General features: G+C 46.7%; 27 protein-coding genes and 3 pseudogenes. 21 read left to right on the top strand and 9 right to left on the bottom strand.

What is annotated here, in order from left to right:
- Positions 1–8 precede the first annotated feature (8 nt).
- The gene (locus A4U59_RS02195; RefSeq protein WP_066175630.1) at positions 9–641 is read right to left on the bottom strand and encodes a YigZ family protein; all 633 of its coding nucleotides are present in this window, start codon (positions 639–641) and stop codon (positions 9–11) included.
- A 236-nt stretch (positions 642–877) separates the two neighbouring features.
- Here A4U59_RS02195 and A4U59_RS02190 point away from each other — a divergent pair, with 236 nt between their 5' ends.
- The 21 genes and pseudogenes from A4U59_RS02190 to A4U59_RS02090 all read left to right on the top strand — a co-directional run bounded on the left by A4U59_RS02190 (position 878) and on the right by A4U59_RS02090 (position 18749).
- Positions 878–2035: a sensor histidine kinase gene (locus A4U59_RS02190; RefSeq protein ID WP_066175627.1), complete on the top strand. Its 1158-nt coding sequence runs from the start codon at positions 878–880 to the stop codon at positions 2033–2035.
- A gap of 456 nt (positions 2036–2491) precedes the next feature.
- Positions 2492–3178 (top strand): response regulator, encoded by a 687-nt coding sequence (locus A4U59_RS02185; protein WP_066175623.1) that lies wholly within the window; start codon positions 2492–2494, stop codon positions 3176–3178.
- A gap of 458 nt (positions 3179–3636) precedes the next feature.
- A complete protein-coding gene (locus A4U59_RS02180) occupies positions 3637–5160 on the top strand; it encodes a LysM peptidoglycan-binding domain-containing protein (protein WP_066175621.1) in 1524 nt (507 codons plus the stop codon).
- A gap of 225 nt (positions 5161–5385) precedes the next feature.
- The gene (locus A4U59_RS02175) at positions 5386–6228 is read left to right on the top strand and encodes a DegV family protein (RefSeq protein ID WP_066175619.1); all 843 of its coding nucleotides are present in this window, start codon (positions 5386–5388) and stop codon (positions 6226–6228) included.
- A 42-nt stretch (positions 6229–6270) separates the two neighbouring features.
- Positions 6271–7776: an ATP-dependent helicase ComFA gene (locus A4U59_RS02170; protein WP_066175616.1), complete on the top strand. Its 1506-nt coding sequence runs from the start codon at positions 6271–6273 to the stop codon at positions 7774–7776.
- Positions 7773–8477, top strand: a complete 705-nt coding sequence (locus tag A4U59_RS02165) for a ComF family protein (RefSeq protein WP_066175613.1) — start codon at positions 7773–7775, stop codon at positions 8475–8477. Before A4U59_RS02170 ends, A4U59_RS02165 begins: the two co-directional genes overlap by 4 nt.
- A 68-nt stretch (positions 8478–8545) precedes the next feature.
- Positions 8546–8956: a TIGR03826 family flagellar region protein gene (locus tag A4U59_RS02160; protein WP_066175611.1), complete on the top strand. Its 411-nt coding sequence runs from the start codon at positions 8546–8548 to the stop codon at positions 8954–8956.
- 82 nt (positions 8957–9038) lie between these two features.
- The gene (gene flgM / locus A4U59_RS02155) at positions 9039–9311 is read left to right on the top strand and encodes a flagellar biosynthesis anti-sigma factor FlgM (protein ID WP_066175608.1); all 273 of its coding nucleotides are present in this window, start codon (positions 9039–9041) and stop codon (positions 9309–9311) included.
- A gap of 21 nt (positions 9312–9332) precedes the next feature.
- Positions 9333–9821, top strand: coding sequence for a flagellar protein FlgN (locus A4U59_RS02150; protein ID WP_083270603.1), 489 nt, complete (start codon positions 9333–9335; stop codon positions 9819–9821).
- 21 nt (positions 9822–9842) lie between these two features.
- Complete coding sequence (gene flgK, locus A4U59_RS02145) at positions 9843–11366, top strand: flagellar hook-associated protein FlgK (protein WP_066175603.1); 1524 nt, start codon at positions 9843–9845, stop codon at positions 11364–11366.
- Positions 11367–11375: 9 nt separating this feature from the next.
- Positions 11376–12248 (top strand): flagellar hook-associated protein FlgL, encoded by an 873-nt coding sequence (flgL, locus tag A4U59_RS02140; RefSeq protein ID WP_066175600.1) that lies wholly within the window; start codon positions 11376–11378, stop codon positions 12246–12248.
- 82 nt (positions 12249–12330) lie between these two features.
- Entirely contained in the window at positions 12331–12867 is a 537-nt protein-coding gene (locus A4U59_RS02135; RefSeq protein WP_342670175.1) for a DUF6470 family protein, read from the top strand.
- Positions 12868–12880: 13 nt separating this feature from the next.
- The gene (gene fliW / locus A4U59_RS02130; RefSeq protein WP_342670174.1) at positions 12881–13336 is read left to right on the top strand and encodes a flagellar assembly protein FliW; all 456 of its coding nucleotides are present in this window, start codon (positions 12881–12883) and stop codon (positions 13334–13336) included.
- 3 nt (positions 13337–13339) lie between these two features.
- Positions 13340–13567, top strand: a complete 228-nt coding sequence (gene csrA / locus A4U59_RS02125) for a carbon storage regulator CsrA (protein WP_066175595.1) — start codon at positions 13340–13342, stop codon at positions 13565–13567.
- 138 nt (positions 13568–13705) lie between these two features.
- Positions 13706–13912: pseudogene (locus A4U59_RS02120) on the top strand (flagellin N-terminal helical domain-containing protein); the annotation flags it as partial.
- Positions 13913–14189: 277 nt separating this feature from the next.
- Positions 14190–14348 (top strand): annotated as a pseudogene (locus A4U59_RS22545) (flagellin N-terminal helical domain-containing protein); the annotation flags it as partial.
- Between the two features lie 813 nt (positions 14349–15161).
- Positions 15162–15329, top strand: a pseudogene (locus A4U59_RS22540) (flagellin); the annotation flags it as partial.
- 303 nt (positions 15330–15632) lie between these two features.
- Positions 15633–15800, top strand: coding sequence for a flagellin (locus A4U59_RS02110; protein WP_066175661.1), 168 nt, complete (start codon positions 15633–15635; stop codon positions 15798–15800).
- 375 nt (positions 15801–16175) lie between these two features.
- Positions 16176–16400, top strand: coding sequence for a hypothetical protein (locus A4U59_RS02100; RefSeq protein ID WP_066175588.1), 225 nt, complete (start codon positions 16176–16178; stop codon positions 16398–16400).
- A 117-nt stretch (positions 16401–16517) separates the two neighbouring features.
- Complete coding sequence (locus A4U59_RS02095) at positions 16518–16991, top strand: ComEC/Rec2 family competence protein (protein WP_066175586.1); 474 nt, start codon at positions 16518–16520, stop codon at positions 16989–16991.
- 171 nt (positions 16992–17162) lie between these two features.
- Complete coding sequence (locus A4U59_RS02090; protein WP_066175583.1) at positions 17163–18749, top strand: DUF4046 domain-containing protein; 1587 nt, start codon at positions 17163–17165, stop codon at positions 18747–18749.
- 230 nt (positions 18750–18979) lie between these two features.
- Here the strand turns inward: A4U59_RS02090 and buk are convergent, their stop codons facing one another.
- The 8 genes from buk to A4U59_RS02050 all read right to left on the bottom strand — a co-directional run bounded on the left by buk (position 18980) and on the right by A4U59_RS02050 (position 25443).
- Positions 18980–20044, bottom strand: coding sequence for a butyrate kinase (buk, locus tag A4U59_RS02085; RefSeq protein ID WP_066175581.1), 1065 nt, complete (start codon positions 20042–20044; stop codon positions 18980–18982).
- Entirely contained in the window at positions 20037–20591 is a 555-nt protein-coding gene (locus tag A4U59_RS02080; protein WP_066175579.1) for a 2-oxoacid:ferredoxin oxidoreductase subunit gamma family protein, read from the bottom strand. Before A4U59_RS02080 ends, buk begins: the two co-directional genes overlap by 8 nt.
- A gap of 14 nt (positions 20592–20605) precedes the next feature.
- Positions 20606–21355: a thiamine pyrophosphate-dependent enzyme gene (locus A4U59_RS02075; protein ID WP_066175576.1), complete on the bottom strand. Its 750-nt coding sequence runs from the start codon at positions 21353–21355 to the stop codon at positions 20606–20608.
- Entirely contained in the window at positions 21352–22416 is a 1065-nt protein-coding gene (gene vorB / locus A4U59_RS02070; protein WP_066175571.1) for a 3-methyl-2-oxobutanoate dehydrogenase subunit VorB, read from the bottom strand. The genes A4U59_RS02075 and vorB overlap by 4 nt, the downstream gene beginning before the upstream one ends.
- A gap of 20 nt (positions 22417–22436) precedes the next feature.
- Positions 22437–22658, bottom strand: coding sequence for a 4Fe-4S dicluster domain-containing protein (locus A4U59_RS02065; protein WP_066175570.1), 222 nt, complete (start codon positions 22656–22658; stop codon positions 22437–22439).
- Between the two features lie 17 nt (positions 22659–22675).
- Entirely contained in the window at positions 22676–23350 is a 675-nt protein-coding gene (locus A4U59_RS02060) for a nucleotide-binding protein (protein ID WP_066175567.1), read from the bottom strand.
- Entirely contained in the window at positions 23337–24275 is a 939-nt protein-coding gene (locus A4U59_RS02055) for a phosphate acyltransferase (protein ID WP_066175564.1), read from the bottom strand. Before A4U59_RS02055 ends, A4U59_RS02060 begins: the two co-directional genes overlap by 14 nt.
- Positions 24276–24339: 64 nt before the next feature.
- Positions 24340–25443 carry a Glu/Leu/Phe/Val family dehydrogenase gene (locus A4U59_RS02050; RefSeq protein ID WP_066175562.1) on the bottom strand — a complete coding sequence of 368 codons (1104 nt, stop codon included), beginning with the start codon at positions 25441–25443 and terminating at the stop codon, positions 24340–24342.
- Between the last annotated feature and the right edge of the window lie 264 nt (positions 25444–25707).

The following is a 25707-nucleotide window of genomic DNA, read 5'->3' as shown; positions in this document are numbered from 1 at the left end:
CACAAAAATTAAACGTCAAACTCAAGGTACTTCGTTTGGCGTTTCTTTACATCGGCTAGACCGTTTGTATGTTCATCTACCCAGAAGGTAAACAAATTTTCCTCACCCGATTGGATGTATACTTGAATTTTGACTTTTTCCAAATATTCCACTTTTTTTAAAATAAATTTTGAAGTCCTAAGATCGTTTTCTAATTTGCCAAGCAAGGTATAGTCAATAGTTAGTTCCATTACTTGCATTAGTTTCATTTCTATAATTCCTGCCTTGTTGATTACCTCAGAAGCAGATTTCCCGTACGCTCTGATTAGTCCGCCAGATCCTAATTTGATTCCCCCGAAATAACGTGTTACCACAACTGTGGTATCTTTGAGTTCTCTTTTTTTTAGGACCTCAAGCATTGGAACTCCAGCTGTTCCGCTTGGTTCCCCATCATCGTTTGCTTTTTGTAAAAGATCATGTTCACCAATCATGTATGCAGAACAGTTATGGTTCGCATTCCAGTTCTTTTTTTTGATCTCCTGGATGAACGCCTGTGCTTCTTCTTCAGTCTCGGTCCGTTTTACGTATCCGATAAACCGTGATTTTTGTATGTTTATTTCATGCTCACCGTACCCTTTTACGGTATAATAGGTTGATAACATAAGTATTATACCCCCTGCAATCGTAAGGTAAATAAGTATACCATAATTATTATAAGTCGGTATAAAACTCCCGGCAAATTATGTTTCTTTTTACCTTTAATGTACAGATATATCTTTTGCTTGGCGAACACTATACTGTGACCGGACCAGCCGTTACAAAGGCCTATGCCCGAAATAGGCCTTAAGGTTGTAGTCCGTTAGGTCCATGTTCGTTAAAGTTAAGTGGAGGAATCGAGATGTCATCCAATTCGCTTGATGCTAAATCCTTAGATTCGATTCTGGAAAGAATGATTAAGACCGTATCGGACAGCAAGAGTGAGATTTTCCAGATCGGGGAAGAATCGCGGAGAGAGTATGACAAACTGCTTCAAGAGCTGAAAGATATCCGTGCGAAAGTAACGGATACAATCGAAAAAACGGATCGGCTGGAAATTCACTATCGGTTTGCCAGGATCCGCCTTGCCGAGGTGAGCAAGCATTTCAAGGATTACAGCGAAGAGGAAATCCGAAATGCATACGAACGGGCCCATGAAGTGCAAATGGACCTGCAATTTATGCGCCAGGAGGAAAAGCAGCTCAGGGAACGGCGTGATGATCTGGAACGGCGGCTGCAGCAATTGCAGGAAACGGTTGAGCGGGCTGAAGGTCTTGTCAGCCAGATCACGGTGGTTCTCAACTATTTGAACAGTGATTTGCGGCAGGTCAGTGAGCTGTTGGAAAATGCCAAGCAAAAGCAGGCATTCGGCCTGCAGATCATTGAGGCGCAGGAAGAAGAACGCCGTAAGCTGTCCCGTGAAATCCATGACGGTCCCGCACAGATGCTTGCCAATGTCATGATGCGCTCCGAACTGATTGATCGGATGTCCCGGACAGGCGCTGTCGATGATGCGGTTGCCGAGATCCGCGATTTGCGGGAGATGGTGCGAAGCGCACTGTATGAGGTACGCCGGATCATTTACGATTTGAGACCGATGGCGCTTGATGATCTTGGACTTATCCCAACATTGAAGAAGTATTTAAGCAGCATGGAAGAATACAATAAAATCGCAATCCATTTTCGGAGTTTCGGTTTAGAAGCGCGCATTGCCTCCAAATATGAAGTTGCGCTTTTCCGCTTGATACAGGAAGCTGTCCAAAATGCCATAAAGCATGCCCGGCCAAAAGAAATCCAGGTGAAACTTGAAATCGGCAGAAAGAATGCTAATGTAGTCATCAGAGATGATGGTAAAGGATTCAACCTTGAAGAGGCAAAGGGCAAATCGTTTGGCTTGATGGGCATGGAAGAGCGGATTGATATGCTGGATGGACAGATGGCCATTGATTCAAAAGAAGGAGCAGGGACTGTCGTTACGATCCAGGTGCCGCTGAAGTCTGAAGTGGAAAGTGTCATTTAGATAAGCAGCGGCATTGCTGCTTGCTGAAAAAGGGAGAACGCTTCTTGCTTTTTCAGTTTTTACATATTATTGCGTCCATCTAAAAGGCGGTTTCTGTGCCGAAAGCATTATTTTTGGTACTTCCGGAAGGATTCTTGTTCGCAATCGCAAACTCTTTGATGACACCGTACACTTTGATTCACTTCAATTAATTGGTAATCGGGATTCGTGCCGTTGTTTGATGGCTCAATGGCCGTTTTCTATTTTTAGACTTTTTTGTAAAGACGGGGTTCCAGGGGAAACGATTTGGGGAATAAGACCTGTAATATGATTTGAAGGAAAGAACGCTCTGCTGGCTATTTCTCTGTGTTTTATAAGAGCCCATAGTATTTTCGACACACATTAAACGGACCAGGAGATGCAGTAAGTTAAGCCGGCCAAGATACAACAACTTATCGCAGAGGGGGAGTATTTAGGATGACAACACGAATTGTAATCATTGATGATCATCAATTATTCCGTGAAGGAGTAAAGCGGATTTTGGATTATGAAGAAACTTTTACTGTTGTTGCAGAGGGGGATGATGGTACTGAAGCAGTTGTTTTATTTGAAAACTATCAGCCTGATGTAGTCCTGATGGATATCAACATGCCGAATATAAACGGTGTTGAAGCTACGCGGCAATTGATGGATACGTACCCGGATACAAAGGTTATCATCCTTTCTATCCATGATGACGAAGCGTATGTGAACCACGCTCTCCAATCGGGGGCGCAAGGGTATTTATTGAAGGAAATGGATGCTGATGCACTTGTTGAAGCCGTCAAAGTGGTGGCTGCAGGCGGGTCTTACCTGCATCCGAAGATCACACATAATCTTGTCAAGGATTACCGCAGGCTGGCAGAGGAAAACCAGAAACGCGGCAGCAACCGTTTTGCGGAAGTCGAATACCGGAAGCCGCTGCATTTGCTGACCCGCAGGGAATGCGAAGTACTGCAGTTACTGGCTGATGGGAAAAGCAACCGTTCAATTGGCGAGATGCTTTATATCAGTGAAAAAACGGTTAAAAACCATGTGAGCAATATTTTACAGAAGCTGAATGTGAATGACCGGACCCAGGCAGTTGTTATGGCGATTAAGAATGGCTGGGTGCAAGTTTCATAGTTGAGCAAAAATGGTAATAAGAAGAGTCCGGAGACGGGCTCTTTTTTCGTTTTGCAAAGTGGTTTGCTGATGTTGGTGTAGTGCGGCAGAAGTAGAAATGTGATTGAGTCAAATGCAAATCGAAGGAAATTGCCTGGACACTGCAAAAAGGAAACCGTTTCTCAGCTAGCTTTTTATACTCCTGCTTACCATTATTATGTAGGACCATATGATTTGCGCGGTGGGAGAGTGGTTTTGGTACACCGTGCTGCAGTAAAGCCTACAGGAAAATCAAAAAACGATACAGAAGTTTGATACAAGTGCATCGACATTAACCGATATAAAAAATAGAATTACTATAAAGTGACAACAAGGGACTAAAGACTCTAATTTTCACAAAAATAAGAAAAAAGGTATAGACAGATTTTACCGGCTTGGATAAAGTTAGAAGTAAGAATGCCAGATTGGGAGGGGCGGAAATGAAGAAGAAGTTGTTGACGGCGAGCGGCGGAGCGCTGCTCGGTTTGGCGCTGTTCCATGGTTCGGCAGGACAAGCAGAAGCGGCATCACATGAGGTGAAATCCGGTGAAACGCTGTGGGAGATGTCGCAGCGGTACCGGGTAAGTGTTTATGAGATCAGGCTGGTCAACGGGTTGGTGTCTGATACGATTTACGCGGGACAAAAGCTGGAAATCCCCGATAAAACAGGGCAGTTGAAAACGACAGAAAATGATTCTTCTGTTCAGGCGGCTGTCATGCAGAATATGTCAAGTTATACAGTTGCAAGAGGGGACACCCTTTCGAAAATCGGGGTAAAATTCGGTGTTGCATATCAAGATATTATGAAATGGAATGGCTTGACGTCCACTGTGATTTATCCGGGCCAGACACTGAAAATTGAGGGAACTGCACCAGGCAAAGCTCCTGTTGATGGGTCACAACCTTCAGGTTCGAATGCATCTGAAAATGCCAAGCCTGCCGAGGAGCCAGCCGCAAGCAGTACATACATCGTAAAAAGCGGTGATAGCCTTTCGAAAATTGGAGCGAAATTCGGTGTTTCCTATCGGGATATCATGAAATGGAACAACTTGTCGTCGACAACGATTTATCCGGGCCAGAAGCTTACTATAAAGGGCGGTGCTGAAAGCGGGGGAACAGAGAAACCGGCTGTGAAACCTGATCCTGAGCCTGCTGCAAAACCAACTCCGTCACCGGTAAAACATGAACCGGCAGCACCTGTAAAGACGGGTACATATATCGTAGTAAGCGGAGACAGCTTATATCGAATCGGCGCCAGGTTTGGCATGTCCTATTATGAACTTATATCGCTGAATCATCTTACATCTGCTACCATTTATCCAGGGCAAAAACTGCTTGTTCATGGCGGACAGACAGAACCAGCACCTCAGCCCCAACCCTCAAAAGAAGAATCAAGTAGCGTTGAAGAAGGAGTTTATGTTGTGAAGCCAGGCGATACGATCTGGGAGATTGCGTCAGCGGCTGGCATTTCAGTGACAAAGCTGAAGGAGCTTAACGATTTGAAGAGCAATCACATATATGCCGGCCAGAAACTGAAATTAGGCACATCATTAAAGGATACAGAGAATAGGACTCCTGCTGCTGGCAGCACGGCAGCTATATTGAATCCTGTTTCGCTTGTCTCAGACGCCAAGAAACATATCGGCGTACCTTACCTGTGGGCCGGCAACACGCCAGAAGGCTTTGACTGCAGCGGTTTCATCGCATACGTCATCAACAAGCAATACAGCATGCCAAGGCTGAGCACTGCTTCTTATTGGGACCGGATGACACCTGTCCCGAAACCGCAAGTCGGTGACTTTGTCTATTTCGAAACATACAAAAAAGGCCCGTCACATATGGGCATCTACCTTGGCAACGGTAACTTCATCCACGCCGGCACATCAACCGGCGTCACGATATCAAACCTGTCGAATAGCTACTGGCAGCCCCGGTACCTTGGGGCGAAGCGGCTGGTGAAGTAATCGAATAATAAGGGAAGGCGCAGATGGATTCCGCTGCGTCTTTTTTGTGCGGCCGGGAAATAATGCGGGAAATAGTTGCCTGGCAATTGCCTCGCAATTGCCAGGCAACAGAATAACCTACTAGTACAATCATTGGAACTTCGGTACAATATTGGTATATAAATCTTTCTTTGCAATCATCTATATCATGAAGTGATAAATAACAGGACGAAGGCAGGTTATGGAATGAAAACAGCGGTTGTAACGGACAGTACGGCTTATTTGCCGGAAGAGGTCCGGAAAGAGCTTAATATTCATATGATTCCGCTGAATGTCATTTTCGGCAATGAATCGTACCAGGAAGAAGTGGAAATGAAGACCGGGGATTTTTACGATAAAATCAAGCATTCTGAAGAACTTCCGAAAACATCGCAGCCGGCGATCGGCCAGTTTGTCGATCTGTTTGAGAAGCTTGCAAAGGACTATGACGCCATCATTTCCATTCACTTATCGAGCGGCATCAGCGGCACATATCAGACGGCGCTGTCTGCCGGCACGATGGTTGAAGGAGCTGAAGTGTACGCTTATGATTCGGAAATCAGCTGCGAAGTGCAGGGGTTTTATGTCCGTGAGGCTGCCCGACTTACACTCAAAGGGGTGGACCCGCAGGAAATTATTGTGCGGTTGGACGAAATGAAAAAATCGGTCCGCGCTTATTTTATGGTGGATAATCTTCAGCATCTTCAGCGCGGCGGCCGGCTTTCCGGGACCCAGGCATTCGTCGGCAGCCTGCTGCAGGTGAAACCGGTCCTTGTGTTTGAAGATACGAAAATTGTGCCATATGAAAAAATCCGCACCGAGAAGAAGGCGGTTAAAAGGATTAAAGAGCTTTTCCACGAAGATGCTAAGGACGGCGCTGCGATAACAGCGACCGCAATCCACGCCAACCGCCCCGAGAAAGCAGAAGCTTTGAAAAAGGACCTTGAAAAGCAGTATCCGAATGTGGAAGTGAACGTCAGTTACTTCGGCCCCGTCATCGGGACGCATCTCGGCGAAGGCTCGCTCGGGCTGGGCTGGTATAAGAAATAGGAGTGGCGTTTTGAGAGAAAAGTGGCAGGGAGAGGCAGCTTCATGAAGTTTGCCTCTCTTTCTTTATCAGGAAAACAGCAGCTTGTCCCTGAAGTTTTGGCTCCGGAAAACGCGGATCTTAAACAGCTTTCAGCAATTGACGAACTTCCGCTGATCCCCCAGAATCATCATTTCATTTTCAGTAAAATACTACAGCTGGCTCTTGCCGGCAAAAAACTCCTTCTAGATGAACTTCCCTTTGACTTAAATACACTTCATGAGCATTACGAAAATGGATACCTTGCATATGACTACGGCGTCAAAAAGAGAAAAGGAGGACCGTTTTGCAATCGCTGCGGCAACAAGCATCCGGATCTGTTTGCTTCATTCAAATGTGCCAGGTGTATGGAAGTGTGCACGTATTGCCGTCACTGCATCATGAGCGGGAGGGTGAGTGAATGTACACCGCTCCTTAGCTGGACAGGCCCGCCGCTTACATATCAAATGCAGAAAAATCCGCTCATCTGGGATGGTGAACTTTCATCAGGACAGCAAACAGCTTCCGATCATGTCGTTGAAGCGGTGCGGAACCATTCAAGCCTGCTTGTTTGGGCGGTATGCGGAGCCGGGAAAACGGAGGTCCTTTTTAAAGGGATCGGGCAAGCACTCAAAACAGGCTTGAAGGTGTGCCTCGCCGCTCCAAGGACGGATGTGGTGCTTGAGCTTGCCCCGAGGCTCAAGGAAGTATTCCCCGATACAGAAATCATCACCCTTTACGGAGGGAGCGAAGACCGCACCAGGCAGGGCCGGCTCGTCATCACGACAACCCACCAGCTGCTGCGGTATGACCGGTCGTTTGATGTGATCATCATTGATGAAGTGGATGCGTTTCCTTACAGCCTCGATTCCTCCCTTCAATATGCCGCTGATCAGGCTGCAAAAGAAGAAGCGGCCCGGATTTACCTTACCGCAACGCCTTCAAAGCAATTGAAACGAAAAGTAAAAAAGAACCAGCTTCCGGCGGTACGCATCCCTGCCCGCTATCATGGCCAGCCTTTGCCCCTGCCGGAATTTAAATGGTGCGGTCAATGGAAGAAGCATATTTCAAAGGGGAAGCTGCCTGTGCGTGTGGAGAAATGGGTCAATACCCGTCTGGAAGAAAACATTCCTGCCTTTTTGTTCGTCCCCGACCTTGAAACCCTCCAGCAAACCGTCAATATCCTCAAAAACTTTTCTCATGATATTGAAGGGGTCCATGCAGCAGATCTGAATCGAAAAGAGAAAGTGGAAAAGTTCAGGCGCAGCGAAATCTCGCTGCTCGTCACGACGACTATTTTGGAACGCGGCGTAACGGTTGCCGGGCTTGACGCTGCTGTTCTCGGTAGTGAAGCGGCGATTTTCACGGAGAGCGCGCTCGTCCAGATTGCCGGCAGGGTCGGACGGAGTGCCGCACAGCCCCGTGGGAATGTAACGTTTTTTCATTTCGGCGCAACGGAAGCGATGCAGCTTGCTTACAATCATATCAACAAGATGAATAAAGAAGCGCGCGACAGTGGGCTGCTGAAATGAGTCATTGCCTGTGGTGCCATCAGCCGATCGATTCAGCGTTCACATGGGTGAGTTTTATAAAGAAAGGGGATGACCCGCTTTGTGAAATTTGCGCTGCATTGCTCAAACCGATCAGCCGGGATAACCCCTGCATGATATGCGGCCGTGATTTGAATCTTCTGGATGCCGCCTATTTTGAAAAGGACCGGTGCATTGACTGCATCCGCTGGGAAGAACAGCCGGAGTGGGCCGGCATCCTTACCCGTAATGTATCTCTTTTTCATTATAACGACGGATTGAAGGAAATCATGGCCCGCTTCAAGTACAGAGGTGATTATCAATTGAGGGGAATCTTCTCCTCTCCACTTAAAAGAAACGTTAAACAAACGTTTGATCAACACGTGTTGGTGCCAATTCCGCTTAGCGCCGAACGTCTCTATGAACGCGGATTCAACCAGGCTGAGGCCATTGCTGCACATATCGGCCACCCTGTTTTTCATCTGCTTGAACGGAAACATGGTGAGAAGCAGAGTAAAAAGGACCGGAAAGCAAGAATGGCTCAGCCCAATCCGTTTTACATGAAAGAAAGGGGAATGCCAGTTGAAAAGGCACTTCTCATCGATGATATTTATACGACCGGCTCGACTCTCCGTTTTGCCGCCAGGACCCTGAAAGAGCATGGGGTAAAAGAAGTTTCCTCAATTACGATCGCACGCGGATGAAGAAAATTAAACCTTGCCGAAAAGATGCCGATATAAAGAATAGAATAACGAACGTTGGAGGAGTAAAGATGGGAGAATTAGCAAACTGTGTCCAATGCGGCACCCTTTTTGTAAAAAGTTACCGCGACATTTGCCCTGCTTGTAAGAAGGAAGAGGATAAGAAGTTTGAAACGGTGTACCAGTTCATCCGCAAGCGGGAAAATCGCATGGCGACACTTGCAGAGGTAACAGAAAGCACCGGCGTGGAAGAAAAGCTTATTCTCAGGTTTATCAAAGAAGGAAGGCTGCAGCTGTCAAAGTTTCCGAATCTGGGGTATCCATGTGCGAAGTGCGGCAACACCATTCGCGAAGGAAAGTTGTGCGATGATTGTAAGACGTCGCTTCGAAACGATATAATGAACCACAGTGAGGAACAAAAACGGGAAGAGGCCCGCAAGCTGAAAGAAAAAACCGCTACTTATTACTCAGTCGATAAATAATCCTGCAGTCACTGAAAAAGTGAAAGGGATAGACCGATAATAAAAAGAGACCTTAACGAAATTCCGAAAGAGGTGAAGGGTCATGAAGGTGAACGGCAATCAATATGGCAATATGAATGTAAACCCATATAAAAAGCAGCTCGACAAAGTGGAGCAAGCCAAACAAATGAACAGCAAGCAGACCGATAAAATCGAAATTTCCAAAGAAGCGCAGCAGATGCAGCAAAAGTCACCAATTGAAGCGGAACGCCAGGAAAAAGTTGAGGCGATCAAGAAGCAGGTGGAATCAGGTACGTATAAAGTCGATCCGCAGTTAGTCGCTAAGAAAATGGTGGACTTCTGGTTTAAAAAATAGTTGTGAAAAGGAGGGTTTCCATTGGCGCATAGCATCATTGCACTCATCCAGTCACTTGCAAAGCTGCTGAAGCTGCACCGCAGCCTGGTTGAGCTTGCTGATCGGAAAACGGATATCATCAAGAAAGGCGATATGGAAGCCCTGAATCAGCTTGTAAAAGAAGAAGCGAAGGTGGTTCAGGCCATCAAGTCGGCGGATGCTGAACGCGAGCAGGCTGCTGCCGCTTTTTCAGCCGGGGAGAGCGTATCGCTGAATGAAATCATCAGCAGGACATCCGGCAGAGAGCGGGAACAGCTTGAAGGGCTGCAAACGGCACTTACGGAGACATTGCAAACGTTGAAGCTGAAAAATGACCTGAATCAGGAACTTGTCCAGAGCTCGCTTGATTATGTCCATTTATCGCTCGATTTAATGAGACCGGAGCCTGAACAGGTGGTATACGGCCGGCCGAACAGCAAACCGCAGCAGAAAAGCCAGTCAGGACGCTCGATTTTTGATTCCAAAGCATAACCGAGATCGGAGGCACCATTTATGAGTTCGACTTTTTCAGGATTGGAAACAGCCCGCCGCGGCATGTTCACCCAGCAATCCGCTTTACATACAACCGGACAGAATATTTCAAATGCCAATACGCCGGGCTATTCGCGTCACCGCATCAACTTTGAAGAGACGGAACCGTATCCGCCGGCAGGCCGGAACCGCCCGCAAATTCCGGGACAGGTTGGGACAGGTGTAAAAGCCGGTTCGGTGCAGCGTGTGCGGGAGAGTTTTATTGATGTCCAGTACCGCTCGGAGAATACGAAGCTTGGCTACTGGGAATCACGGAGTTCCGCACTGGCCAATATGGAAGAGATCATGAATGAGCCGTCCGAAAATGGTCTCGCCAAGACGATGGACCGCTTCTGGCAGTCCTTGCAGGACCTCGCTGTGAATCCGAATGATTCCGGTGCCAGGTCGGTCGTCCGCCAGCGCGGTGTTGCGGTTGCGGAGACGTTCCACTATATGAGTAATTCTCTTACGGCGATTCAAAACGACCTTGGTTCGCAGATTGATATCACAGTGAAAGAGGTTAATTCGATTGCAACGCAAATCAGCAATATCAATAAGCAGATTTCGGAGATTGAGCCGCATGGTTACCTGGCGAATGACTTATATGATAATCGTGATGTATTGCTGGACAGGCTCTCTGAACTGGTGCCTGTTGAGACTGAACGAGTGAAAACAGGCGGCAATGCGCTTGATATTGCTGATGGCATGCTTGATGTTTATGTGATGGACAAGGATGGAAAACGGGTTCAGCTTGTTGATGGGACAAGCAGTTCTGCACTTTCAGTCACGCCAGCGGATATTGGGGTGACATCAAACAGCCCGCAGCCGGTCACAGGGATTTCGCTTGGAGGAACGCCGCTTGCGCTTGCAAAACAGGGCAAGCTTCAGGGACTCGTTGATTCCTACGGTTACGATGACAACGGCACAACAAAGGGAAGCTATCCGGAAATGATGGACAACCTTGATAAGATGGCATTTGATTTCATGAAGCGATTTAACGAGGTTCATGAAAATGGCCATACGATTGAAAATCCGTCAGCAACCGGGGTGAAATTTTTCGATCAATTAACTGATGGGAAGGATGCTGCGAAGCTGATCTCCGTCAGTGAAGATATTATGAAAGACTTGAATAAAATTGCCGCTTCAACTGTCAGCGGCCAGGCTGGCAATGGTGAAAACGCCCTGGCGCTAGCCGGTGTACAGAATGAAAACTTCTCAACGATCGCCAGCTCCAATGTGAAAGGGACGCTGCGTTCGTTTTACCAGGGAGTGATCGGAAAGATGGCCGTAGATGCCCAGGAAGCAACCCGCCTGGAAAACAACTCGGATATCCTGCGGCAATCCGTTGAGGAACGGCGCCAATCAGTCAGCGGCGTTTCCCTTGATGAAGAAATGACGAACATGATCAAGTTCCAGCACGCCTATAATGCTTCATCACGGAACATAACAACGATTGACGAAATGCTTGATAAAATCATCAACGGCATGGGCCGTGTCGGAAGGTAGGTGTAACCAATGCGCGTAACGCAATCGATGCTGACGAATAATATGCTGAAAAACCTGAGCAACAGCTACAGCCGGATGGGCAAGTACCAGGACCAGCTGGCGACAGGCAAGAAAATCACGAAGCCGTCAGATGACCCGGTTGTTGCCATGAAAGGGATGAGCTACCGGACGAACCTTACGGAAGTGGAGCAGTATAAGCGGAATCTTTCCGAGGTGTATAACTGGATGGAAAATTCCGATGCGGCGATGGATAAGGCGACTCAGGTGATCCAGCGGGTAAGGGAGCTGACTGTCCAGGCGAGTAACGGTACGTATGAAGAAGGGCAGAAGGCTGCGATTGCGAAAGAGGTCGGGCAGCTGAAGGAGCACCTTACCGCCATCGCCAACACTCAGGTTGCGGGCAAGTATATTTTTAACGGAACCAATACAGCAGAGAAGCCGTTTAATGAGGACGGCACCCGGAATTCAGTGAAAGGCCCAGATGTGAATATTGAAGTTTCCAAAGGTGTGAGAATTCCAGTTAATATTGATGGTGACCAGGTTTTTCCGGCTGGACTTTTTACTGATTTGCAGAAGCTGGAGGGTACACTGAACGGAACCGCTGCTGGGGATGTGGGCAGCTTTTTAAGCACTCTTGACGGCCACATGGATAATATTGTAGCAAGCAGGGCTGAAATGGGAGCCCGCTACAACAGGGTGGAGTTGATCGAAGCCCGGGTAGATGAACAGGAAGTCATCGCCAACCGGATTCTTTCGGATAATGAAGATGCTGATATTGAGCGGGTCATTACTGAGTTGAAGACACAGGAGAGCATTCATCGTGCTGCGCTTGGTGTCGGTTCCCGAATCATGCAGCCTACCTTATTGGACTTTTTGCGATAGCTATCAATTCGTTGATAGCTTTTTTTCTTAATTGTGAGATTAGCAGAAATGGGTGAGAAAGATGCAAGTTCCGCAGATCAGATTGCAGTCTACTCCAGCTAAGCTGGGCATACGGACAGAACAGGCTGTTCAGCAGCTTGAACAGCCAAAGGCCGAAATGTCCATCCAGCAACAGCCTGCCGAACTTCATATTGATACTTCACCCGGCCGGCTTTCCATTGACCAGACGCAAGCATGGGCTGATATGGATTTGAAGTCGGTGTTCCGGCGTACTGAGGATTTCGCAAGGCAGGGGTATGAAGACTGGCTGGCCGGTTTGGCACGGATGGCAAGGCAGGGTGACGAGCTGATGAAGATTGAAAACGGCGGCAATCCGATTGTCAGCCAGGCGAAGGAGAACAGTGAAGATCCGATGTATGACTTCAATATTGGGTGGATTCCTTCGGCCGGCAGTGTGAAAATTAATTACGAGCCAGGTGATGTGGAAATTGATTGGACACCGAATCGGCCGGAGATTGATGTGAAGATCAATAAGCCGGTTCATCGCTATAGCCCCGGCTCTGTGAACTTTCATATGGAACAATGGAATTCGTTGAAGATTGACTTTGAAAAACTTTAAGAGAAGGTAAGTGATGCATGTGAAAGTAGAAACTAGATATCATGGAACGGTAGAGGCGGCAGAGCAGGACAACATTACATTTCCTAACGGGCTGCCGGGTTTTTCGGATGAACATGAGTTTTTGATATTGCCGTTCGGTGATGACAGCCCGTTTTTTATTTTGCAGTCTGTGAAAACTGCAGGACTGGCATTTGTGATGGCTGTTCCGTTTCAGTTTTTTCCGGAATATGAATTCAACCTGTCTGAAGAAGTGACTGAAAAATTGGAAATCGATTCTGAGAATGATGTCGCTGTGTTTGTCATTTTGACGGTGCAGGAGCCATTTGAAAAGACGACTGCGAATCTGCAGGGGCCGGTCGTCATCAATCAAAAGAAACAGGTTGGCAGGCAGCTGGTGTTGAATGAAAAAGGGTATGAGACCCGTCACTTGCTGTTTGGTAAAAATCCAGCCGCAGGACAGGAGGGGTAAACAATGCTGATTCTGTCCAGGAAAGTGAATGAAGCGATTAAAATCGGGGATGACATAGAACTGATTGTGGTGGCAGTTGAGGGCGATCAAGTGAAGCTTGGCATCAATGCCCCAAGGAATGTGGATATTCATCGCAAAGAAATCTATCTGGAGATCCAGAAAGAAAACAGCAATGCGGCGAAACTTCCAGAAAATGTTCTTTCACAAATAAAAAATATAAAAAACAGTTAAACTCTCTGAAAGAAAGGCCGATATAAGGAGTGAGAAACAGAAACACTGTTGGCGGCCGACAATAGTGCGACTGTTTAATCACAACTTTATGCTGCCACAAGGATGTGGGAAGCACAAATTCAGGGAGGAAATTCAATAATGAGAATTAATCACAACATTGCTGCCCTTAACACTTATCGTCAGTTAAGCACAGCAAACACAGGACAAAGCAAGTCTATGGAAAAACTTTCTTCTGGTCTTCGAATCAACCGTGCGGGTGATGACGCGGCAGGTCTGGCAATTTCTGAGAAGATGCGCGGCCAGATTCGTGGCTTGGATCAAGCAAGTAAGAATGCTCAAGACGGTAGACTGGAAATGCCGCTCTAGGCAGCAATGCTTAGATGAAAACTCCGTGAATTCGGTGGAACCCCAAACCAACAATTTAGTGGATGGTGGGCAATACCGAGCCAAGCCTAATGAATCGGTAGTAATCGTAGTTAGGAAGGTGTGACGGTCAGGTGGTGAGGAGCCGTACCAATAACCCACCCACGAGCGCGGGGCACCCTATTTAAGGGTGAAGATATGACCTGAACTTTATGGAGACATAAAGAAGCAGAGGATAAAAAACCACTGCGATAACAAAATGATTTCTCTCATTCAAACTGCTGAAGGCGCACTGAACGAAACACACAGCATTCTTCAGCGTATGCGTGAACTTTCAGTACAATCTTCCAACGACACAAATACTGATGCAGATCGTGCTGAACTTCAAAAAGAAGTAGACCAGCTTTCTGAGGAATTGACTCGTATAGCTGATAACACTGAGTTTAATACTAAAAATTTGTTGGATGGTTCCTTTACTGGTAAGTTCCATATTGGAGCTAATTCAGATCAAAATTTGGAATTGTCCATTAATAAAATGGACGCTACTGCTCTGGGTGTTAAAGGTGGAGATGCAGGGGTAGCTACTGGAGAAATCACAGTTACTGGAACAGCACTAGCTGCTAGCGGTACAACAGCAGTTGGAACAACAGCTGTTGAGTATTCTGTTGAGCAATTAGATGGTAGTTTAACTGTTTTGACTGCTGACATGGAAGCTTCTACTTCAGATGTTACAGCGAATTATGCACTAAAGGATTCAAGTGGTAATTATTCAGCGATTAGTTCAGATGGTACAAATTGGTATTTTGCAGAATCAGCTCAAAGTAATTTAGGTGATTTAGAATTTGCTGACACTGATGCTGATGGTGCATTAACAAATGCTAAGGTTACTTTAAGTAATGCCACTCTGACCAGTGGGACAGTATCTGTAGTAGAAAATGCTTCAACTCAAATAGAAATGACAACAAATGATTCAGTTTACAATTTTAACTCTGCATCAGAAGGTTTAGCTTCTGGAGATTATACTATCAGTACAACATATACAATGAAGCCTGCTGGCGCAACATCAGTTTTATTAAATAGTAAAAATGAAGTAGTAGCAAGCAGTGTTGATCAAACTAACTTTACTGACTTAGATGGTAATACATTATTTGCTGCCAATACAGCATATTCTGATGGCGATAGCATAACTATTACTGGTAGTAACGGAATAGACATCTCTTCTCAATCAGCAGCCGATAATGCAATAACATCTATTAATAATGCTATAGAATCTGTCTCTGCTGAGCGCTCAAAACTAGGTGCATACCAAAACCGTCTGGAACACACAATCAACAACCTTGGAACATCTTCCGAAAACCTAACTGCAGCAGAATCTCGTATCCGTGACGTAGATTATGCTTTAGCTGCCTAAGCAGCAACAAGCACAGTCGTCCTAGCTGGTAACGGCTAGAGATCATAATCGGGTGAATTGCTGGAAACCCCTTAGAGCTTTTCTTACCACAACGTAGTGGGAAACGACAAGCGTGATGGTTATATAAAAGAAAAGATTGGGCAATCAGCAGCCAAGCTCCTGTTTCGAAAGAGTGGAGAAGGTTCAACGACTAGGATAAACCATCTAAGGCAAACGCTATGATGATGAAATCCATAGGTGAAGCAATGTATCATCAGCATTGTGAATCCGAAGTGCCCGACCCCTACTGGAATGTTAGAGGGTGAAGATATAGTCTGGTCATTTGTGAAAGCAAATGTTCGCACGATGGCGAAGGAAATGATGAACCAAACAAAGAATTCAATTCTTGCTCAAGCTGCACAAGCAATGCTAGCGCAAGCAAATCAACAACCGCAGGGTGTTCTTCAATTACTACGTTAATTAGTTTTTTAGAAAGGGAGTCCTTAACATTAGGGTTCCCTTTTTCTTTAGAAGTTTTTAGGGGGAGGGTTATTATGCTTTTCTATTGTGAATCGAAGAATGAAAAGAGTGTTATTCTAGATATTCATTTGCTTGAAAATTTTAAACTGTGGTGGGAGAGACTAGAAGTCGGTGAATGGGTTGAAAATGACCTTCGTAGCTTAATAGAAATAAACGAGTTAAGAACTGTGAAATATCGTGGATTTCGAGAAGGTCTATGGTACGAAATTCCAGATTTCTTTTGGAAGAGTTTTAAATTTGATACAACGATTTATTCTTTTTATCAAGAGGACCGGCTCGCTACTATTTAGTTAAGGGTCCTGAGGAGATAAACTAATGCTAGATGAATTGATCAAAAAAATAGATGCGTGGACAGGAAAAATAGAATTAATTATCCGGGATGTTGGGCATGGTAATTGGAATGAAATTAGGTTTAGCAATACAAGAATCTGTTATGATATTGGAGCTCAAGTAAGATGTACAGAAAGTCAGTTAGATAATTTAATCAGAAACTCAAAAATCAAGGGAAAAGATGAGATTTTTATCTTTTTGAGTCACTGAGATATAGATCACTATCATGTGATTTTAAGACTCTCGAAATATGAACTAAAACAAATAAAATGTGTTTTTGCTCCAAAAAGAATACCAACTCACACAGCCAAGCAAGTGGAAAGTCACTTGAAGGAATCAGGTGTACCACTAATTACTATTTCTTTCACATCAAAAAGGTATAATGATAGGAAAATAGAAATGAATAGAGTTTGTAAAGGACAAAGACTTAAAGTTTATAGATCCTTAAAAACAAAGAATAGGAACTTAGACAGTATTGTTATTTATGTGAAAACAGAAGACAAATGTGTTTTGTTATCAGGAGATCAAAGATATGACAAATTACATGATTATATAATTCTAGATGATTTCCCAAAAGTTCCTTTAATTTTTGTAATGCCGCATCATGGAGGTTATGCAGGACACTTTAAGAAAAGTGATTGGGACAAGATACTTCCCATTGAATCAATAGTTATATCCTATCATGACAGTAATAATTACGGTCATCCATTTGAAACTAACGTTAGAACAGCTGAAAGATTAGTTAGCCCAAACAATGTTTTTAGGACAAATGGATCCGGGGACAAATATTATTTAATATAAGGGATTATGTCACTGTGACGGTTTTGATATCTTTACTGAATATTTTATAGTTTTTCCCGTGGTCTCAACTACACAAAGGCATGGTATATATTTATGAAATTAATTATTGTATTAAATATTAATAAGAACGTGTGTTCTTATCTTGTGGTATAATGGAAGGGAGGTGATTATATGTCCAAAACGGCAGTAAATATCTCATCCATAGATTTGGCTAAACATCCAATGATAACAGTCTATCGACAAGTGATAAAAGGTGAGAGAAAAGTATTTCCTCGTGGCACATGGCAGAATGACGAGAACATAGTGGTAATCATTCGCTATGTTATGGAAGTGAAGTTGTCCTTGAGTAAACAAGAGATACCAAACATCAGTCGTGAACTTATTCATGAACATAAACTTTGGGGTGCGTTGAACAGGTTCAAATCAGTTCGCAAGTTGCTCCAGTTCGTCTATCCTGATGAATATAATGTGTTCGACTTTCCCAGGATGCCAAGGAATTATTGGGAAAACCTTGGTAATACAAAAAAACGCTTTGAAGAATGTTTGGAACGAAGTGGTCTTGTTGAGGAAGACATTCCTAATGTCGTGATGTGTGATCGTCTGGTTCAATGGGGGCTGATTCAACCGTTGAAGCTTCTCGGATATTCTCCTTTTCGTTTTATAGATACGCTCTATTCAGGAAGGTTTCGGGAGATCGATTTTAAGACAGTACCACAGGGATACGGGAAGAACACTCGCTTTTTAAGAGAATTGTTTTTGGCTATGTTGGAAAAAGAGCAAATTGCCTTCCATGAGGTGCCAGAAAAGGTAACTCAACAAATGCTAATAAAACATCGATTCAGTTCCGCACTAAAATATCACAAGGGCTCTCCTTCTGAACTCATCCTCAATCTTTTCCCTGATAAATTTGATATAAACGATTTCCATACAAAGAATGGACATTGGAAAAATGTAGACAATGTTAAAGCTGAAATTAATAAACTAATTGAAGAACATCGTATAGAAAGACATGAAATACCGAAGCGCTTTATAAAAGCATTTTTCATGGAAAACAATTTATACGGATTGATTCAGGAATACAATGCATCTCCCATTCAGCTAGTCAACACGATTTTCCCTGGTGAGTTTGATATTACCGAGTTTCAACGAGTACCCAATCAATACTGGTTCACGAAAGAACATCGCACCGAAGCCCTTCGCACCTACTGTAAAAAACGATCGATTTTGCGTGAGGATATTCCAGCCTTGAACCGTGCTTACTTTCGAAAGCATTTCCCACGGTTCATCAGTATGGTGGACCGTCATTATGAAAGTAAATTTTACTTGTGGATCATGGATTCTTTTCCTGAATTTGATTTTAAACCGGAGGATTTCAACTTGTTGATCGGACAAGACGGACAGGTATGTGATTCAAAGGAAGAGCTTGCCATTCATAATTATTTACTTCATGTCATCGATAGAAGGTCCGTTCAGCGTGAAAGTGAAAGAATATATAATCATAATGAAAATGAAGTATACATACCGGATTGGATAATCAGACAGAATGATCGAATATTTCTCATAGAATACTTTGGACTATATGGGAGCACAAAATATCCGGGTTATGATGAAAAAACAGAAAGGAAGGTCACCTTTTTTAGAGATTTAGATAACTATGTGTTTATTGCAATCTATCCAGATGATTTTCATGAGGAAGGGTTTGGCCGGATTAATAGTTTGTTGGAAAAATCTGGAGTCGAGTTAAAGAATTCGGGTTAAGAATTGTGTCTAGAGGCTCTCTTATAAAGGGAAGGACCTAAGAGAGAAAAGGGGACAGGTACCTCGCTATGTGCCTGGTCCCACCGCTAAGGTATTCAAAAACTGTTTAATTTTTACTTGCGTAGCAGCTAATTTTGCCCGCTATTACTTGGCATTACAATCTTAACTGACAAAAGAATTGCCAGAAACAAAAAACCGCCCCCAGCCCAAACCAGGAACGGCTCCCCAAATCAATATATCCTAACACTTTCCTCACCCAACAAAACCCTTACAGCCCCGGCAGCCAGAGCCTCCAACTCCGCCTCACCAGGCACCACATAAACCTCACCCAAAAATCCAACCTTCTCCTTAATCCGTCCAACTAGATAATCTGAATAACTAATCCCGCCGGTCAAAATGACGCCGTCAATCCGGCCTTCCAGCACCGTAGCCATCGCACCGATCTCTTTCCCGATCTGATGCACCATCGCTTTCAGCACCAGCCCGGCCTTCTCGTCCCCGGCCAGAGCCTTTTCCTCAACCTCCAGCGCACTCTTCGTCCCCACATACGAATACATGCCCCCTTGCTTTGTCAGCTTCTGCAGCATCTCTTTCTCTGTATACTTCCCTGAATAACAAAGCTGCACAAGCTGTTTGGCCGGAAGTCCGCCGGCCCGCTCAGGTGAAAAAGGCCCTTCATTATCCGCATTATTCACATCAATGATCCGGCCGCCACGATGAGCGACAACAGAAATTCCGCCGCCAATATGCGCAACAACGAAATTCAGCTCTTCAAGCGGTTTTCCGAGATCACCGGCGACCTGCCGGGAAACGGCTTTGATATTCAATGCATGTACATGGCTCTTCCGCTCAATATCAGCCAATCCGGAAAGCCGCGCTTCTTCCACCAGCTCATCAACGCCAACCGGATCGACAATATAAGCAGGAACCCCGACCTGCTGCGCCAGTTCGTAAGCGATGATGCTGCCGAGATTGGAGGCGTGGTCTCCGTATTTGCCCGACCGCGCATCTGCCAGCATCTCTTCATTCACCTCATACGTCCCGCTCTCAAGCGGCTTCAACAGTCCGCCCCGTCCGACAACGCCGTCGAGCCAGCCGAGGTCGAAATTCTTTTCATGCAGGCTCCTAACGATTGTCTCCAGCCGATATGGCAGCTGGTCAGCGGTGGAAGGGTACTTCATAATGTCTTCATCGCGGTGCCTGATTGTCTCCGAAAACACCATTTCCTTGCCCTCAAAAACGGCAAACTTCGTGGAAGTGGAACCAGGATTAATTGCAAGAATTGTCTTAGGCATGGTGCATCATCAAATCCTTCCAGTCGTAGCCGAGTCTAATCGCTTTTTTATTGTTTTCAATCAGCTCAGGACGTTTGGAGCTGAGCATTTCGTCCAGTCCTTTATCGATATCTTCCAGGGTGATCGTCTCGTTTTCTTTAATAAAAGCGCCCAGCATGATCATATTCATGGAGCCCGGTATCCCGAGCTTATCAATCAGTTCCTTTGTCGGAATCGGAGTCCAATCCGACTCCTGCCCGGCAGGCTTTTCCTTTTTGATCTGCGAGCCGTCAAATAAAATCCGGCCGCCCTCCGCAACCTGCTCTGCAAACTTATCAATTGAAGGCTCATTAAATGCCAGAAGTGTCATGCACCGGTCAATAATCGGTGATGTAATCTCCTTTTCCGAAATGATGACCGAGCAGTTGGCAGTTCCGCCCCGCATTTCCGGCCCGTATGACGGGATCCAGGACACATGCTTCCCGGTGACCATTCCGGTATATGCGAGGAGCTTGCCGACGAACAAGACGCCCTGTCCTCCGAAACCGGAGATGATGATTTTTTCCATTTGGCTCACTCCTTTTATGCTTTTGCCGTTTCCGGCGCTTTCAGTTCACCGAGTGTGTAGTGGGTTGCCAGGTTGTCCTGCAGCCATGTCAGTGCTTCGGTCGGCGACATGCCCCAGTTCGTCGGGCAGGTGGACAGGACGCTGACAAACGAATAACCGAGACCTTCAAGCTGGATTTTGAATGCTTTTTTGATGGCCTTTTTCGCTTTGATGACGTTTTGCGGTGTGTCGACCGATACGGATGCGACATACGCGGCACCCGGGATGTTGCTCATCAATAGCGGCAGGTCGAGCGGGTAGCCGGCGGTTGCGGCATCCCGTCCGAACGGTGATGTTGATGTTTTCTGGCCGACAAGAGATGTCGGTGCCATCTGTCCGCCGGTCATGCCATAAATGCCGTTATTCACGAAAATGGATGTGAATTTCTCACCGCGGGCGGCCGCATGGATTGCTTCGGCTGTTCCGATTGATGCCATGTCGCCGTCACCCTGATAGGTGAAAACCACTTTGTCAGGCAGGGACCGCTTGATGCCGGTTGCAATAGCCGGTGCCCGGCCGTGCGCGCCGCCCTGGAAGTCGATGTTGAAATATTGTTCCATAAAACCGGAGCAGCCGACAGGCGCAACGCCGATCGATTTTTCCAGCAAATCAAGTTCCTCAAGCACTTCACCTAGAATCCGGTGGATGATGCCGTGGGTGCACCCCGGGCAATAGTGGAACGGCTTATCGTTTAATGCTTTTGTTTTTGTGAAAGTTTGCTTCATACGGTTACACCCCCGGTTGCAAAGGCGTTGGTGAATTTCTCGACGATTTCATTGTGCTGCGGCGTGATTCCGCCCTGGCGCGAGTAAAATTCAACCGGTGCCTGTCCGTTTACGTTCAATTTCACGTCTTCGACCATCTGGCCGGTGCTCATTTCGACGACCATGTAGCCTTTGATTTTATCGATAACTTCTTCAAATGCTTTTTCCGGGAACGGCCAAAGTGTAATCGGCCGGATCAACCCGACTTTGTGGCCCTGTTCCCGCAGTTCATCGACTGCGCCTTTTACAATCCGTGCGCTCGTTCCGTACGCGACAAACGCATACTCGGCATCGTCCATCAGGTAATTCTCCCAGCGCTGTTCTTTTGCTGCGATGCCTTTATATTTTTCCTCAAGGTACAAAGCCTTTTTCTCGCCCGCTTCATTTTGCAGATTGTAAGAGGTGATCAAATTGCGCTCGCGGCCTTCCGCACCAGTCGTCGCCCAGTCTTTATTGACTTCTACTGGTTCGCGGCCGGTGAACGTGACCGGTTCCATCATCTGGCCGAGCACGCCGTCGGCCAGGATCATGACCGGGTTGCGGTGGATATCGGCAAGGTCGAAGCCGTCGATGATCAGGTCGGCCATTTCCTGGACGGAGCTTGGCGCGAGGACGATCAACCGGTAGTCTCCGTGGCCGCCGCCTTTTGTCGCCTGGAAATAGTCGGCCTGGGATGGTCCGAGTCCGCCGAGGCCAGGGCCTGTCCGCATGATGTTGACAATGACGGCTGGGAGTTCATTGGCGGCGATGAAGGAGATTCCCTCCTGCTTCAGGCTGATGCCGGTGCTTGATGATGCGGTCAAGACGCGTTTGCCGCTGCCGGCCGCGCCGAATACCATGTAGATGGCGGCGACTTCGCTTTCGGCCTGGACGAAGGTGCCGCCGGCTTTGTTCATTTTTGCTGCCATATATTCGATGATTTCGGTGGAAGGTGTGATCGGGTAGCCGAAGAAGTGGCGGCAGTTCGCCCGGATGGCGGCTTCCGCGATCGCCTCATTCCCTTTCATTAAATATTGTTTCATGTTCATCCCCCTCTTGGCTGTTAGTCGACAAAAACTTCGATGGCTATTTCCGGGCACATCGTTGCGCATTTGTTGCAGGCGATGCAGGCGTCAGCATTGTGCTGCATAGCTGGATAGTAGCCTTTGGCGTTTGCGTCGTTTGAAATTGACAGTGTTTCGGTCGGGCATACGGATACGCAAATTCCGCAGCCTTTGCAAAGTCCGTCATCTATGCCAACGAAGGCGTTTCTTGTTTTTTTCATCATAAGCCTCCAGTCTTTTACCAATTCAGATGTTCGAGACGGTGAACCGGAATTACCGGTGATGCGGTTTTTCCTTCAAGCGCGCTGCTGAATGAAGCATCTGCGCTGTTTACAAAATTACGAAGGTGCAGGTTTTCGGCTGCCGTCCGGACGATTTTTTCACTTTCGATGACTTGTTCCGGCGTGGAAAACTGCGCCAGATTTGAATTGTTGATGATACCGGTGATTTCCAGCCGTGATATGGCTTGCAGGCGCTGGAACATTTCCTCTATTTCCGCCGCTGTTTCCGTGCCTGGCCTGAATGTGTTTACAACAAACCACACCTTGTGATCAAGCGGTTTGATGTGGCCGGCAAGACTGCCCAATACGGTTGTGCCTGTATCATAGCCGCCGACATCGAGCAGAAGTTTCCCGTCTGACTTCAGGGCGGCGTAAATGTGCTTCGGTAAAAATGGCATCTCGGCTTGGGCGATTTCTTTGTCAGGTATGATCAAATCGATACCGCGCTGTTCAAACTTTTCCGCCCAGTCGCGGGAGCGGAAGTATGGGTTGTTGACATCGATATCGGCAAGGGCGATCCGCTCGTCTGGGTGCTGTTCGCGCCGCTGTTTGGCGAGGTTGACCGCCAGCGTTGTCTTGCCGACGCCGTAGTGGCCGATAAAAATGTTGATGTTATGCTTAAGCAAATCCATGGCTTTTCACCTGAGCCGGCGTTTTGGCGGCAGCGATGACGGCAAGTGCGATCGAAGCGAGCTTTGCCATAGGTGAATCGGAACGAGAATTCAGAACGAGCGGCACAGCCGCGCCAAGGACGATTCCAGCCATCGTGCCGTTTGCATAATAGGTGATCGCCTTGCTGGAGATGTTTCCGGCTTCGATGTTCGGCATAACGAGAAGATCCGCTTTCCCGCCCAGCTTGCTTTCGAGTTTTTTGTGCGCAAGTGATGCGCTGCTGATGGCCAGATCGAGCGGGAGCGGGCCTTCGATCAAGAGGCCGTCATCAGTTTCTGCTGCGATTTGGTTAGCGAGCTCGCGTGCTTCCACAGTGATCGGCATTTTTTCGTTGACGAGCTCATTCGCTGCCAGGATGGCGACTCTCGGGTCGCTGATGCCGATGATCCGCATAAAATCGACCGCATTCCAGATGATGCTTTTCTTCTGATTAAAGTCGGGTGCAATGTTCAAGCCGCCGTCTGTCATAAAGACGAGCGAGTCTGTGTTTGGTATGTCAAAGATTGATAAATGGCTGATGATGCGGCCGGTTTTTAAATTCAATCGTTTATCGAGTGCGCCTTTTAAAAAAGGTGTGCTGTTCACCAGGCCTTTCATGAGGATGTCCGCTTTGCCGTCACTCGCCAGTTTTGCCGCTGTAAAGGCCGCTTCCTCCTCTGAATGGGCGGGATAGACTTTATAGGCATCTGGCGGGAAGTCCATTTGTTCTGCCAGGCGGGTAATAAGAATCGGATCGCCGACGAGAAGCGCATCGACAAGTCCGAGTTCAACAGCATTTTTCACCGCCCGCAGTACATCTTCGTCATGGGCGGCAGCGACACTGATTTTCACAGGCGGAAGTTTTTGCGCCTGTTCGATGACTTCGTTAAAGTTGTGGAATCTCATGGTGCACCTCCTCTTATTGGAAATGCTCCCCCCGTAATAGAAAACGGGGGAAGCGGTATCATTTTCAGCAGCCGGTATATTTCTTGCGGAGGCCGCCGATCTTTTCGATTTTTTCTTCGACAAGGACGTTTGCCGCTTTATAGGTTGGAATGTTCTGCTCTTTGGAAATCGCATAGATCTGGCCGAGAATGTCGTAAATCATGCTGGCATTTTTGAATGCCCGGTCTTTGTTGTATGTTTGCAGTTCGTCGGCAACCTGGATGAGGCCGCCTGCGTTTGCAACATAGTCCGGTGCATACAGGATGCCTTTGTCATGCAGGATCTGGCCGTGGCGCTCGTCTTCAAGGACGTTGTTCGCTGCGCCGGCAATGGCTGTGCATTTGAACTGGCTGATCGTCTGGTCGTTGATGACGGCACCGAGCGCGTTTGGCGAGAAGATGTCGCAGTCAACGCCGTAGATTTCATCCGGTTCGACAGCAGTGATGTCTTCGTATTTATCGAGAACGTTGTAGACGTTTTCTTTTGAGATATCCGTGACGACAAGCCGTGCGCCTTCGCCATGGAGATGGTCGACAAGGAACTGGCCGACTTTGCCAAGGCCCTGGACGGCGATGGTGATGTCTTTCAGCGAATCATTGCCGAACGCTTCTTTTGCCGTCGCTTTGATCGCTTTCCAGACGCCGAATGCGGTGATGACAGCCGAGTTGCCGCTGCCGCCGTATTCTTCAGGCAGGCCGACGAGATAGTCCGTCTGTTTGTGGGCGGAAACGAAGTCCATTCCGACGGTGCCGACGTCAGTGCCGGTGTAGAAGCGGCCTTTCATCGTTTCAACGAATGTGCCGAACGCCTGGAACAGTTCGTCTGATTTCTCGGATTTCGGGTCGCCGATGATGACAGCTTTGCCGCCGCCGTGAGTGACACCGGATACGCCGCATTTATAGGTCATGCCTTTTGATAGTCTCAATACATCATGAAGTGCTTCATCGGTTGATTCATAGTCCCACATCCTGCAGCCGCCGAGTGCAGGCCCGAGTGTCGTATCGTGAATGGCGATGATCGACTTCAAGCCCGTTGTTTTATCATAGTTGAAAATGATCTGTTCATGGCCGTGCTTTTTCATTTCTTCAAACACATCAAGGACTTGCTTTTGTTCTTCCGTGAGTAACATATTTACCCCTCCACCTTGTGAATTGATTGTCTCAGCCTTTCATGTTTGCAAAAACCATGCCACTTTTTGGAGGGAAGGGAAATGGAATTGAATCTCCGTCGGCTGAATAATTGCGGCCGGTTTTTATCGGGCTCTGGTAATACCGCCGGGCAAGAGCAAAAACCGGGAGACCCCTTGAACAGTTCTGCATTACCTTTATGCGATAAGCTTTAAACGACACTGCGGTAGAACGAGGACTCCGCAGTTGAGCAATGAGGCCCAATT

This window comes from Bacillus marinisedimentorum (genome assembly GCF_001644195.2).
In the GTDB taxonomy this organism is placed as follows: Bacteria; Bacillota; Bacilli; order Bacillales; family Bacillaceae_O; genus Bacillus_BL; species Bacillus_BL marinisedimentorum.
Note: the sequence above shows the minus strand (reverse complement) of the source record. Positions and strands in the feature narration are given on the sequence as shown.